Genomic DNA, 13,704 nt, shown 5'->3' with positions numbered 1-13,704 from the left:
CTTAAAAACTATCGAGTGAATCTATTCACTAGCAACCTTGGTTTCTACATCCAAAGATCTAACTAAAGACCAACTCTTTTTCCAGCTCTTTTTCGCTTAGACCAAGCGTCTTTGCTGTTGATGTATGAATTTCGTGCAGAAGCTCGGGGTTTTCCATTAGCGACTTGCCATAAGAAGGAATCATTTCTTTGATTTTTGGTTCCAACTTATTCATATGTTGCGGGAAGCATTTTTTGATTACTTCGAGCATAACGTGCACGGCAGTAGAAGCACCAGGTGAAGCGCCTAGTAATGCTGCGATCGAGCCATCAGCAGCAGTAATCACTTCCGTACCAAATTGAAGCGTTCCTTTGCCGCCAGCTTCAGTATCCTTGATCACTTGCACACGTTGGCCCGCTACTACTAAATCCCAATCCTCGCTTTTGGCGTTCGGGATAAACTCACGTAACTCCTCCATGCGTTGTTCTTTCGATAACATAACTTGCTGAATCAAGTATTTTGTCAATGACATCTCTTTTACGCCTGCCGCCAACATAGTTAAGATATTATCTGAATTTACAGAAGTTACCAAATCAAACATTGAACCAGTTTTTAAGAACTTTGGTGAAAAGCCGGCAAATGGTCCAAATAGCAACGATTTTTTATTATCGATAAATCTTGTGTCAAGATGCGGAACAGACATTGGCGGAGCACCAACCTTAGCTTTGCCGTATATCTTTGCATGATTCTGCTCTACAACATTCGGATTATTGCACACCATAAATATTCCGCTTACCGGGAATCCTCCAATATGTTTTCCTTCAGGAATACCGGATTTTTGCAGTAAATGCAGACTTCCTCCCCCGCCTCCAATAAAGACGAATTTTGCCGTATGGCGTTCGACTGTACCGCTTTCGAGATTCTGCACTTTCAATTCCCACAAGCCGTCGCTCGTACGTTTAATATTATTAACACTATGTTTGTAGTTTATATTGACATTTTTACTCTCTAAGTGATCAAACAACATCCGTGTTAAGGCACCAAAGTTGACATCCGTTCCAGCGTCCATTTTAGTTGCCGCAATCGGTTCATTCACTTTACGGCCTTCCATGATAAGCGGAATCCATTCCGTCAGTTTATCATGGTCATCCGAAAATTCCATCCCTTGGAATAGGGGATTGTTTGACATAGCTTCAAAACGTTTCTTTAAAAACGTAACATTTTGTTCCCCTTGAACTAAACTCATATGAGTCAGTTGTCTGATAAAATCCTGTGGATTTTGCATCAGCTTGCTGTTTACAAGATAAGACCAAAACTGCATGGAAACCTGAAACTGTTCATTAATTTTTATTGCTTTACTAATATCTAAAGATCCATCCGGTTTTTCGACTGTGTAGTTAAGTTCACATAGTGCCGCATGCCCCGTACCCGCATTATTCCACTCGTTAGAACTTTCCTCTCCTGCGTTAGCGAGCTTCTCAAACACAGTAATGTCACATTCCGGTACTAATTCTTTTAAGAGTGTCCCTAAAGTCGCACTCATGATTCCGGCGCCAATTAAAATGACGTCTGTTTTAGTTTCTATGTTGTTCATTTTCATCAACCTTTTCCCCTAAAATTTGGCTAGACGTCACACTAACCTAAGCGCGACCTAGTCACACACCTTTTCTATCTTAATTATACCTATTTATAGTATAAAAATGTTGTTTATAGATTTATACACTTATATTATATGATAATTTCAAATTATTTTAAAGCAGGTAAAAAGTGAGAAATCCTTTTATAAACAAAATAGACCAAAGTTGCAATGGTCTACTCTTTGTATTAGTTATTAAATTTTTCCAGTAGCTGGATTGGGTGAAAGATGTTCGATTTCCTTTTATATCCAAAGTAACTAGTATTCTCTTAAATAGTTCTAATAGGGGGGAGGGAATCGTAGAATTGAGGTAAAGGATTAGGGAGGGGCTTGGTTGGAAGTCCTAGTTCACAAGAAACTGAATAGGTCCTTTACACGTCTGTTGAATTTAGTTCCTCACCCCTTATATTCCAAATTAATTCGTTACCTTTTCAAAAATTAGCTTATCCAGGTCTCGTTCGACTTTTTCATTTGCCAATTACCATCTTTGTAGTGGACAGTACCTTCTACACCAATTGCACCTAATCCTGCATCTTAAATAGTTAATTATTTATATCTTTATTTTGCAAAAGCAAGATTATCTGTTTGTTTTGCTCAACTTGAATTTCACTATTTTTTTTAATTTGGTAAACCCATCTAACAACAAATGCTAGGACAATTAGTGGCAAAAAGGTTATTAAAGGAATTAAGGTATTCATCATAAAAGAATCCTCCACTTTTTTACTTTTTTACTATTTTACTAATTTACTATCTATTAGATTCAACTACTCTTTTTTATTCATATGTATCAAGGAATCAAGAATTTAATCAAACGTTTAGTTAGTTTTTCCAGACCATATGTACCAAGGGTACATGGAATGAGCAGAACAATCCATACGTACCGTCTATATTCTACAAATGATAACTCATGATGATAAGTTCCCCTTTTCTCCCCATCCTTCGTTCACCTTCATCAATAAATCCACATTTTTTATATAAGCCTTGTGCGACAGTATTTTGAAGGTTAACTGCTAGGACAATTTCTTTCGTTTCCCTAAAGTGTTCCTTTACAAAGGAAGGTAATTGCAAAAGGACATTCTTGGCATACCCCTTACCTTGATGACGGAAATCTGTCGAAAACGCTCTTAGTAAAATGGATCGATCATTATTAGAAAATGGTTTTACTCCTTCATTTTTATGCAGATTGAAAAAGGTGACCAAATTTTCTTGATCCATCGCTAAAATTGAATAACGATCTGGATCTTCATTTGAAAGTTTGATACATTCTGTTGGTGTACCAGTAAATCGAAGTTGTTCCTCCGATAATTGATACTGTTCGATGAGATTTTTATATCTCTCATCATAAAAATATAGTTGCATAATAAGATCCCCCATCGACAGGAATGTTCGTTCATTTTTCTTAAAATTTGACTCACTTTACTATACTCATACTCTCTGTTTAGATGCCTCAGCTATCAATGCAAAAATATAAAAAAGATTAATTGGCTAAATTGCTGACGCTAATACCATCATCATTTAAGACCGCTTGAAATGTCTTTTGCTCTTTTAATAAAGGGATTTCTATCGTTTTACCATTTTTTAAAAATCTATCTTTAATTCTTTCAATTACATTTATTTTTTCCAAAAATATCACTCCATTAAACCGATTCGTTACATTATCTTAATGATAGATTATTAGGGTTATTTTTCCAACAAAACTTTCACAATAAAAAGAAAAATCCCCTTAAAGAATATTTCCATCAAAAGTGATATATTATGACTAGTAAATCAATCATCAAGGAGGATTACATTGAAAAAGCTCGTAAAAGTAGTCGCAGCAATAATTGAAAATGAAAAGAATGAGATTCTTTGTGCTCTTAGATCCCCAGAAATGTCTATTCCAAATATGTGGGAGTTTCCAGGAGGAAAAGTGGAAGCAAATGAGGATATCTACTCAGCCCTCGTAAGGGAAATTGATGAAGAATTGGGCTGTAAAATTGAGACAATAAATGAAGTATTTAACGATAATACCCATGAATATGAAACATTTATTATTAATTTAAAATCGATTAAATGTAGAGTTGTCGATGGAATGCCAACTCCAAGCGAACATTCCAAGCTAATTTGGCTAAAAAGAAAAAACCTTGATTCACTAAAGTGGGCACCAGCTGATATTCCGGCAGTTGAACAATTAATAAACGAAAAATAGTCTTCTCGAATGAGAAGACTACACTTTTTTCGTAAACTCTGTATATAGTGTTGCAGGGATTTCGTGCTCTAATTTAATCTTTACCGTGATAGGTTTTTCACCTTCATATTGGACCGAATCTCCTTTGCCAATATAAATGAAAGGCTCGTTCTTTCCATCTATTTCTCTGTACTTCCTCACAAATAAATGAAGATTAACACCACGTTGTTTATTAAAAATAATATTCTGCCCTCTTTCAGAATGTTGGGCAGTACTATTTTGTGATTGCCATTGAAAGTATCGCTCATTTATAAATTTATCTTTGTAGTTAATACTTTCCTTTACATCCTCTTCTTTATGCAAATCAATAAATAGGAAATATTCTTTTCCGTTAGCAAGCAACCCTGAACCCCTAAAGGAACTATGAATTTTTCGATAGTTAGAAAGTAATGCGGCATCCATCATTTGATATTGCTCGTATAGTTTAAAGTGTGGAACACCGTAGTATTCCGCCTTAAACTCTTTTTCATAACGGAAAATCCCGTAAGTAATGGTGTCTTCAATAAACTTTCGGTAATCCTTATTTCTTAATAGATCACTAAAAAGTTGAGTCTTCGCCAACTTTCCACTGCTATAATGAACCAATTTAGGCTTATTCTTAATTTGAACGCTATCATAGTAGTTTTGATTTAAGCACTCAAAAGCATGAAGTATGCTATCATCATCTACATCTGTTAATAACTTTAAGATTTGATTCTTTGCGATTTCTAGATTTATTTCCTCGTGCTCTAACAAATACCGGATGATAACAAATTCATAAATTCGCTTAAGTGGTAACTTGCTTGATAATTCTTTTAATGCTCCTTCGAATGCCTCGTTCTGTAAAAGCTCACATAAATAGTCATCCTTCTCTACCTTTTTCACGAATGATATATAAGTCTTTTCACGATCGATAAATTTCACAGGGTCCGGCGCACCATCATATTTCAGATAATCCAATAATAAATAAGGAATTCGACCTTGATTAAGCTTTTTAAATTCAAAGTACTCTTCCTTTAGGTATTTCATCGAGTTAAAGTTTTCATTGTCAATCTGTGCCAATATTCTTTCTTGTGATATCTTATCCATTTGGATATGAGTACAGCCGGGAATATTAGCAAACCCAGTCGCAATCGCTACCTTTAAACTTTCTTTATCGTAGTATCGACTTCCGTTAAGTGCGAGTGCAATGAGAAATGTTTTATTATGGTTTCCGATAAAATCAAGGACTGTTAAGAAGCTTTTATCCGCATGTTTTCGTAAACCTCTTCCTAGCTGTTGAATAAAAACAATTGGAGAATTAGTTGGCCTCAGCATTAGTACCGTGTTGATAGAAGGGATATCCACTCCTTCATTAAAAATATCAACGGTAAATATGAATTCTAACTCGTCATGATCACTTTCTAATCGATTAATAAATCGCTCCCGTGTTTCAGGTGAATCAGCACCGTATAGACAAACACTTTTATAGCCTCTTTTATTAAATTCACTAGCCATATACTGAGCATGTTCGATACTGGCACAGAAACCAAGCCCTTTTCTTTTCTCGCCGTCATGGCCATAGAAGTCCATTTTTCTAATAATAAAATCTACCCGTTCATTAACCTTTAACCGCTTGGTTATTTCAGCAATATCGTCAATATTAACTTCACTTAAGTCAATGCCTTCAATATCAGTAATCCCAAAGTAATGAAAAGGAATAACTAACTCGTCCTCTAAAGCCTCATGTAACCGCACTTCTAAAGCCACATTATTATCAAAAAGATCAAAAACCTTATAACCATCACTACGTTCAGGGGTTGCCGTCATCCCTAATGTGAACTTAGGCTCAAAGTAGTTTAAAACAGTTTGATAGGTCGGGCTTGTCGCATGATGAGCTTCATCAATAATTAGATAATCAAATTCATCCTTTTTGTATTCATGAAAACATTTAGAGATTGTTTGGATGGTGGCAAAAACATAATCCACATTCTTTTGCTTATGATTACCTGTCAGTAGTCCAAAAGAAAGACCCTCATTAGGTAAGAGCATTTCAAAAGTATCCTTGGCTTTTTTCAAAATTTCTTCCCTATGCACAATGAAAAGGAGTTTCTTTGGTTTCAAACTCTTCACATCAAACGCTGACATATAGGTTTTACCCGTACCGGTTGCGGCAATTACAAGCGCTTTATTCTCTCCAAAACTTCTCAATCTTTCTAAATTTTCAGTTGCTCTCTTTTGCATTCTATTTGGGACAATATATTGTTTGTTTTCATAAATCAACTGATGTTTTTTTTGTGTATTCTTAAAGCTATTTAAGAATTCCTCATATCTACTAATAAAATCCTGATCGGCATCTTCACTCATACTCCAGAGATAATCATATTCCTTTAAAACATCCTGTATAAATCGGGCATCCTCTTTCGTAATGATTTCTACATTCCACTCAATATTACTTTTCAGGGCACTTTGGGTGATATTCGAGGAACCAATAATCACTTTGTAGCTATCTTTGTACTCAAATATGTATGCTTTCGTATGGAAACCAATCTCTTTATCCGTAACAAAAACTTTTAACTCGACGTTATTAAACTCTCTGATTTTTTCTAGTGCTTTTGCATCTGTGAAATTGAGATACGTGGAAGTAATGATTTTCCCTTTGGTTCCCTTTTTCTCGGCTTCCTGTAAGGGATCAAGCAGAAGCTGCAGCCCGCTGAAGTTAATAAAAGCAACACTAAAAAAAAACCTTTCACACTCGCTCATCGATTTTACTAACTCTCTTAATAAATTCCCCTTTTCGGAATTCACAATCAACTTCTTTTCGACTGCTTCCATTGGTTTGCTCCTGACTATATATTAACTATCTATACCTATATTGTTATTTATTGGATATGTGAAAATTGTACTATATTTGGGGATAAATAAAAAGATCCACTATTCAAGATGAATTTGTGGATCCCTTTTCTCTCTAAATGGATCTTGCTCGCTTAAAAGTATAATTAGTAACTTATGGTACGGTTCACCGTGGTGTAACTAGTCACCATGGAAGTGCTGATTATTTTAATCTTCGGATCGTGGTTCATTTGGGACCGCCGCTTCAGAGCAAAACATGGTCAGCAAGTACCTAAAGGCTTCGACCGAACCAATGAGGTATCAATCGATCCAACCACAAATAAAAGATTAGTCGTTTATTTCAACCCGGAAACCGGAGAGCGCTTTGATAAAGAAGAATAATGCAATTTATATAATTAAATTTAAAAGGAGCCACCGGCATTTATTTTTACAAACCGGGGCTCCTTTTCCTTTTGTTTTCTTATTAATAAAAACAGGCCTCTATTTATGTTACGGTTCTGCTTACTTTAATAGAAGGTAAACTAGAGGCAGAAGAAAACCATAAGGTTATCTCTTAAACATCCTTCCTGTTTTCCTCCATCTGTACTTCTTTTATTAAAGACCTAATGAGAAATTGTAGGAGTTCGCTAAATAGAGAGCTTCCGACACCCTCACAAGTCGAGTCATTTGATTCGATCAATCACTCTTAACAATTTATGCCCCACCACTTAGTGATTTATTTCTCGTGCCTGTCACGCCGCGAAGTTTATTAGATTTTGTCGAAATGCAAACAGTGCAATTGCACTGTTCGTATTTCGACAAAGTTAACCTTAAACAAATACATCTAAAATTAAAACTAGAATAAAGGCGACAAAAGAAAGGAGCGTTTCCATGACTGTCCAGGTCTTGAATGTTTCTTTAACCGTTAATCCCATATATTCTTTTACCAACCAAAAGCCGGCATCATTTACATGTGAAAGCATTAATGAACCTGCACCAGTGGCAATAACTAATAATTCTAGGTTAACACCTGACATATGCTCCACTACTGGAGAAACAATTCCGGCTGCGGTTGTTAGCGCAACAGTTGCTGAACCGGTAGCGACTCGGATTAATCCCGCAACTAGGAAGGCTAGGACAATCGGTGATAAGGACATTTGCTCGGACATTGCTGCAATCGCTGTCCCTACACCGCTTTCAATTAGAATTTGCTTGAATGCTCCGCCTGCCCCAATTATGAGAATAATCGAAGCTAATGGCAATAAACATTCTTCCGTTAATTTTTTAATTAACGTCCTGTCCATACCCTGGCGGAAGCCCAAGAAGAAATAGGCTGCAAAACATGAAATTAGTAAAGCAATAACCGGACTGCCAATAAGCAATAGAAATTTTTCAATAGCACCTGGCAGTGAAAGATATGGGGCAATTACCGTTAACATAATTAATATAACAGGCAGCAAGATAATGAAAAACGAAATCGCTGTACTTGGTAACCCGCTTGACTTTGTCACCACGCGGATTAATTCCGGTTCTCCAACAGGAGTTACCCGTTTTTGAATCCATTTTGAAAATAAAGGTCCGGCAATGACGGCCGTTGGAAAAGCAATAATTAATGAATAAAGCATTACATGTCCTAAGTTTGCATTATAAATGCCAATTGCTGTCATCGCACCAGGATGCGGAGGAACTAATCCGTGCACAATCGACAATCCGGCAAGCACCGGGATACCAATTAATAGAATGTTTTGTTTAGTAGATTTGCGAATCGAGATAACTAAAGGCAGCAAGATTACTAGACCAACCTCAAAAAACACAGGAATCCCAATAATAAAACCAGAAAGAAGCATCGCCCATGGCAGATATTTAACACCGAATTTTTTGATAAAGAAATCGGCTACTTGCATGCCCGCACCTGAGTCAGACATCATTTTACCTAAGATGGTTCCCAACGCTAAAATTCCAATCAGATGTCCAAGGACAGCGCCCACTCCCGTTTCATAGGCTGTGACAATCTTGTCCATTGGTACGCCAGAAAAAACAGCTAGAAACAGGCCGGCGACAGTTAAACTGATAAATGCATGCCATTTCCACCACGATACTCCTAAAATAACGATCACTATGGCTGCTAACGTAATACCTATTAAATATAAACTCATATTTTCTCACTCTCCCCTAAGAAATCGCTTACATACTATTCAAAAAAATGGGTTACTGAATGGAATCATTATAATTAACAATATAATTTTGTTTACCTGTATTATAGTAACCCGCGCTATATTCCAATACATTTCCTTCATCATCACAGGAACGACGAATTCTTTTTAACACCACTGTGTCTTTTTCTACGTTTAATTTTTCACTAACATGACTAGGTGCAATCGAAACGGCAAACTCATCTCGGAATGATTCCAGTCTAATGTTTTGCTCTTCTAAAAAGCGGTACAAAGATCCGATATTGACATCCTCTAATTCTTCCTCACTTATGTCTAATAAGATGTAATGAGTGAAATGAATATAGGGCTCGTTGTCCAATAAGTAGAGTCGTTCAATTTGGACACAATGGCTTCCAAATAAAGAATAAAGTTCCGAGTCTGGAGACAATTCAGCCTTTTTAATATTTAACACCTTTTTGGTGATGTGGTGGCCTTCTTCTACTAATAGTTCCGTAAAGCGTTTCCCTTTTGAAAGCTTCGCAGACGATACATTCGCGATGACCTTTGTTCCTTTACCACTTTTCTTCTCCAGATATCCTTCTTGAACCAGTTCTTTAATGGCATTCCGTATAGTAATTTTGCTTACATTAAATTCTTCTTCTAATTGAGGCTCGGAGGGAATGTTCGTGTGAATTGCATAAACACCATGTAAAATACGATCCTTCAATATTTCTTTTATTTGTAAGTACATAGGTCCCTTTTTTCGATTCACATTCATTCCCTACTCGCTCCTTCATCTCTTTATATCATCAATGGTTCCGGCCATGGCGGACAAGATCTCAGCTTCCGTCGACATCGGGGTATCGCCAACAATGGTGCAGGCCAGCATTCCTGCTGCAGCCGCAAACCGGACTGTTTTCTCAGGTGAAAATCCAGCCAGCTCGCCATGCAAAATCCCGCTAGTAAAAGCATCTCCGGCTCCAATTCGATCATATACGGAAAAAGAAATCTTTTCTGAGAAGTGAAACTGCCCATCTTTATACAAATATCCCCGTATAGAATGGGTATTATCACTATTAATCCCTCGGTGTGTTCCCGCAATCGTTTGAAGATCGAAGTGTTTTGCTACCTTAGGAATGAGGTCTTTCAGCTGTTCCACCCGGGAGATTTCTGCTGTCTCCATTCCTAAAATATACATTGCATCTTTTTCATTCATCATGACGATATCAGCCAAAGCCAGCATGTCTTCATAATGAGGTTTCGCCTCACTGTACCCTCCCTCCCATAAGGAAGGGCGGTAATTACAATCGAAACAAACCAATCCACCTTTTTCTTTCACCTTTTTAGCCTGCTCTTTCATACTAGCACGGACACCATCGGTCATGGCAAGCGTAATACCGCAAAAGTGAATGATATCTGTTTGTTCGGCAATCAAATCCAGATCATAATCCGAAACATGGGCGGTATTAAAGCTGCTTTCCAGGCGATTGGTATAGGTAACCCGGCTAGCCCGCTGTCCAAAACCATTTTCTAAAAAATACAACCCAAGATATTTTCCGCCTCTACAAACAAATTTCCGATTGATACCCAATCGCTGTAAGAAAGAAAGGGCTGCATCACCTAAAGAATTCTCTGGTAATTTCGTCACAAGATAGCCATCATAGCCTAGCTTGGTCATCGCAGAAGCAACGTTAACTCCCGTGCCTGAAAAAGAGTATTGTAATGTGTTAGCCTGAGTCAGTAATTCATATCCCGGCACCTGCAAACGCATCATTACTTCACCGAATGCAACAATTTGTTTAGGCATATTTTTCAACCAATTTTTTTGTAATGGCGAGTAGTGTCCTCACATCATCCGGATTTGTTTTTCCAGTTTCCTTATTAATAATAGAAGAATAAACGTGAGGAATAATTTTAGGCACTTTTGCTTCCAATGCAATTTCTAAAATGGTCTCAAAATTATCTAAATCAATGCCTCCAGTTGGTTCTAAGGCAAACCCTTCTTCACCGCAAGCTTGTGCAACAGCACGGAACTCTTCCTCATGCTTTAAGCCTTTCATCGGGAAGTATTTCAAGGCATTTCCTCCCATATCCCGCACTAAGGCAATCGCCGCTTTGATTGGAACAATGGCTGTTTCACCAACTGCCGCACTTACAGGACCTGTAGAAATATTTACGTACCCTACTTTTCCGGTTGGTGATACAAGAGAATTGATCCAGCTCTCTTTCTCCCCTAAATTGGCACGTGTTGCCCCGACAGCAGGAAACACTTGATTGATATGACTACCCGGATAAAATTTAGCGATTTCCGCTACCACTGCTGCTTGTTTATTATCCCCAGCGCCAAGGCCAATAGATACGGCTTCATCAATCGCTGCCCCATATTCCTTCATCGCTGTCACAGCAGCCTCTACCGAAGGATAATCCTTGGAAAGGACTCCAACTAATACATGACCTACCGCCGCTTCAAAAACTTCGATGGCATTTTCAATACTATTAGCCAGCACATTCAATGCGACTCGGTTGTGATAAAAACGTTTTTCGATGTTTGTCATTGTTCGCTTCCTCCTAAAATGGCTCTTAATTGGGCTTCAATTACGTAAATGTCGTCACCCTGTAATGGTCGTGGATCAAGATCGAAAAAGCCCTGTCGAATTCCGTAATCACGGGTATAAATCGCAATTTCACCATTTCTTAACTGGTCATTTACTTCCTTCGCCGTTGTTTTCGTCACAGCCGGATCAATCTGAATCCGAGCTCTAAAAATGGCACGTCCCGCTTCATCCTGTACAATCGTTACTTTTACACCGTCAATGGATTCAAGTGATTTGAGAACAGCCAGACTGGCTTTTTCCTTTTCGCTATTGTCGATCTTGACAAAATACTCATCCAATGCCTGCAAAAGTCCAAAGGTTGTTTCTTTGCCGACCTTCATGCTTCTGCCAATGCAGTGCAGTTGAACCTTAAGCCAATCGATATAGTTTTGTTTTCCGGCAACGATACCAGACGTTGGACCTTCAATCGCCTTCGAGCCGCTATAAATCGCTAAATCGGACACTTGTACATATTTCTTCAAATCTTCCTCCGCAGCTGCATCGACAATCAATGGAACATGATTCGCTTGCGCCACTTCCCATGCTTCTTCAACCAAAATCATATTTTTTTGAACAGCGTGGTGGGATTTAACGAAAAGAATCGCCGCCGTATTTTCAGTAATGGCATCGGCAATGTGCTCCGCTTTGCCCTCATTGGCATAACCGACTTCCACTAATTTTCCGCCGCCGAGGAAAACCATCGTTTCCACCGGAGCCCCGTATTGAACGTTGTGGCCCTTCAGCATGATGATTTCATTTTTTTGAATCGTTTCTTGATGAAGTCTTTCGCTTCTTCGTCTGTTTCCTTCAGTCACGATTGCTGCTACCGAAAGAGCGATTCCACTCGATGCTGAGTTCACGACAACCGCTGCCTCTGATTGAAGCAGCCCAGCGATATGCTGTCCTGCTTTTTCGACTAAATCAGCGATTTCAACATAATTTTGCCCGCCTATTTTCATGGCCTCCATTACGGTGTCTGTGGGAGCTGAAACACCTAAAATACTCATCCGCCCGCTTGCATTGATAACCCTTTTCAAACCATATTTAGCATTCAATGTATTCTCCATTGATTACCACTCCTTTTACGACAATATTCTGCTCTGCTGTTCGTTCTTCTCCTTCAGAATCCATCAACTGGGTCACTTCATCCTCTATAGAAAATAATGTGAGGTTAGCTAAATCTCCGACTGAAATTCTTCCGAGTGCCGGCTTATTCAACCAGTCTGCCGCTTTAACTGTAACGGCATCAATGACCTCTTTTAAGGGATAGCCTAAATACAAAAATTTAGATAGTACACTGGCCATACTATAAACTGGGCCGTGCAAGCGATTTTTTCGATAGATATCCGTGCTGATCGTATCGAAGTGAATACCATACTCTTTCGCCTGCTCTGCCGTTTGGAAAGAGAAGCTAGCATTTCCATGGCCAACATCCAAATGTACTCCCCGTTTAATGGCATCCAGCAGCTTCGGAAGAGGTTTCCCAGCTTCATCAAATAAATTATTGGCTTTCCCATTTAAGTAATGGGTGATAATGTCTTTTTTCTCAAGTAAATCGAGGACATCATTAATATCCGGTGGCCCTGAACCAATATGGACCATCAGCGGCAACTCAGTGTCCTTAGAAAATTTCCGGGCCATTTTTAATGGTTCTACTCCATTTGGGCCTACGACGCTTTTACTAATCCTCGCTTTCAGTCCAACAATAAAATCTTTGTGGTCGGCTATGGCCTCTTTTAACGCATCTTCATCGAGCCACGAAAGGTCGGATAGCTCATCGATTCGCTTAAGGCCAATTCGTGAAATATTTAAAAAGGCAAAAACATTCGTTTTCGACTTTTTACAGCTGTAAACTAAGTCAGGCAAACGATCAGCGCCCGTACTGCCGGCATCTACAATCGTTGTTACCCCTGATTTATAGCCAATCTCATCCACATCATCACCATATGGATCAAATTCTGGAAAGGCATGGACATGCATATCAATCCATCCGCTGGAAACCATCACTTGATGTTTGAAGTTCGTTACATTACCGCCATTTCCAGTACCTGCCGGAACAATGTTTTGGATTTTCTTATTTTCTACGATGATGTCTACAGAATTTCCATTGACAAGTTTTACATTCTGCAATACAAAACAATCTTTCATTTCCCTCATCCTTTTCGGTAAACCTAATAAGTGGGTACTTGTATACGGTTACATCTACCTCTTTTGTTTTTCTTTACAGGATTAGGTTACCACGTATTTTTACTCCAGTCAATATAACGTTATAATGTTTAGAACTTATATTGTAACTTCTAAATAAATCTTTTCTAATTTATTTTT

Annotated in this window: 13 protein-coding genes; 2 read left to right on the top strand and 11 right to left on the bottom strand. The window is 38.2% G+C overall.

The features are described from left to right. Nucleotides 1-58: 58 nt before the first annotated feature. The 4 genes from mqo to CCK98_RS35120 form a co-directional block, all read right to left on the bottom strand. Complete coding sequence (gene mqo / locus CCK98_RS04475) at nt 59-1,573, bottom strand: malate dehydrogenase (quinone) (protein WP_088090300.1); 1,515 nt, start codon at nt 1,571-1,573, stop codon at nt 59-61. Nucleotides 1,574-2,157: 584 nt separating this feature from the next. Further along, nucleotides 2,158-2,316 (bottom strand): hypothetical protein, encoded by a 159-nt coding sequence (locus CCK98_RS35125; protein ID WP_179195711.1) that lies wholly within the window; start codon nt 2,314-2,316, stop codon nt 2,158-2,160. Nucleotides 2,317-2,506: 190 nt separating this feature from the next. Continuing rightward, nucleotides 2,507-2,974: an N-acetyltransferase gene (locus CCK98_RS04470; protein ID WP_088085471.1), complete on the bottom strand. Its 468-nt coding sequence runs from the start codon at nt 2,972-2,974 to the stop codon at nt 2,507-2,509. Nucleotides 2,975-3,092: 118 nt separating this feature from the next. Continuing rightward, nucleotides 3,093-3,239, bottom strand: a complete 147-nt coding sequence (locus CCK98_RS35120; protein ID WP_179195710.1) for a hypothetical protein — start codon at nt 3,237-3,239, stop codon at nt 3,093-3,095. Nucleotides 3,240-3,404: 165 nt separating this feature from the next. Between CCK98_RS35120 and CCK98_RS04465 the strand changes: the two genes are divergently transcribed. After that, nucleotides 3,405-3,803 carry a (deoxy)nucleoside triphosphate pyrophosphohydrolase gene (locus CCK98_RS04465; RefSeq protein WP_088085470.1) on the top strand — a complete coding sequence of 133 codons (399 nt, stop codon included), beginning with the start codon at nt 3,405-3,407 and terminating at the stop codon, nt 3,801-3,803. A gap of 18 nt (nt 3,804-3,821) precedes the next feature. Here CCK98_RS04465 and CCK98_RS04460 read toward each other — a convergent pair whose 3' ends face one another. After that, nucleotides 3,822-6,635: a DEAD/DEAH box helicase gene (locus CCK98_RS04460; protein ID WP_088085469.1), complete on the bottom strand. Its 2,814-nt coding sequence runs from the start codon at nt 6,633-6,635 to the stop codon at nt 3,822-3,824. Nucleotides 6,636-6,842: 207 nt separating this feature from the next. On the opposite strand from CCK98_RS04460, the gene CCK98_RS04455 reads away from it, so the two are divergent. Continuing rightward, on the top strand, nt 6,843-7,034 hold the full coding sequence (locus tag CCK98_RS04455; RefSeq protein WP_088085468.1) for a hypothetical protein: 192 nt from the start codon (nt 6,843-6,845) through the stop codon (nt 7,032-7,034). 428 nt (nt 7,035-7,462) lie between these two features. Here the strand turns inward: CCK98_RS04455 and CCK98_RS04450 are convergent, their stop codons facing one another. Genes CCK98_RS04450 through CCK98_RS04425 form a run of 6 tightly spaced genes read right to left on the bottom strand, consistent with a single transcriptional unit; the run spans nt 7,463 to nt 13,527 of the window. Beyond that, complete coding sequence (locus CCK98_RS04450; RefSeq protein ID WP_088085467.1) at nt 7,463-8,788, bottom strand: GntP family permease; 1,326 nt, start codon at nt 8,786-8,788, stop codon at nt 7,463-7,465. A gap of 52 nt (nt 8,789-8,840) precedes the next feature. Further along, entirely contained in the window at nt 8,841-9,563 is a 723-nt protein-coding gene (locus tag CCK98_RS04445) for a GntR family transcriptional regulator (RefSeq protein ID WP_088085466.1), read from the bottom strand. 15 nt (nt 9,564-9,578) lie between these two features. Continuing rightward, the gene (locus tag CCK98_RS04440) at nt 9,579-10,592 is read right to left on the bottom strand and encodes a sugar kinase (protein ID WP_088085465.1); all 1,014 of its coding nucleotides are present in this window, start codon (nt 10,590-10,592) and stop codon (nt 9,579-9,581) included. Continuing rightward, nucleotides 10,585-11,340 carry a KDGP aldolase family protein gene (locus tag CCK98_RS04435; protein ID WP_088085464.1) on the bottom strand — a complete coding sequence of 252 codons (756 nt, stop codon included), beginning with the start codon at nt 11,338-11,340 and terminating at the stop codon, nt 10,585-10,587. Before CCK98_RS04435 ends, CCK98_RS04440 begins: the two co-directional genes overlap by 8 nt. Next, nucleotides 11,337-12,446 carry a DgaE family pyridoxal phosphate-dependent ammonia lyase gene (locus CCK98_RS04430; RefSeq protein ID WP_088085463.1) on the bottom strand — a complete coding sequence of 370 codons (1,110 nt, stop codon included), beginning with the start codon at nt 12,444-12,446 and terminating at the stop codon, nt 11,337-11,339. Before CCK98_RS04430 ends, CCK98_RS04435 begins: the two co-directional genes overlap by 4 nt. Beyond that, on the bottom strand, nt 12,424-13,527 hold the full coding sequence (locus CCK98_RS04425) for an amidohydrolase/deacetylase family metallohydrolase (protein WP_088085462.1): 1,104 nt from the start codon (nt 13,525-13,527) through the stop codon (nt 12,424-12,426). The genes CCK98_RS04430 and CCK98_RS04425 overlap by 23 nt, the downstream gene beginning before the upstream one ends. Nucleotides 13,528-13,704 lie beyond the last annotated feature (177 nt).

Origin of the sequence: Bacillus sp. OV166 (assembly GCF_900177675.1) — a bacterium.
Classification (GTDB): domain Bacteria; phylum Bacillota; class Bacilli; order Bacillales; family Cytobacillaceae; genus Neobacillus.
This window is presented reverse-complemented; position numbering and strand designations above follow the sequence as displayed.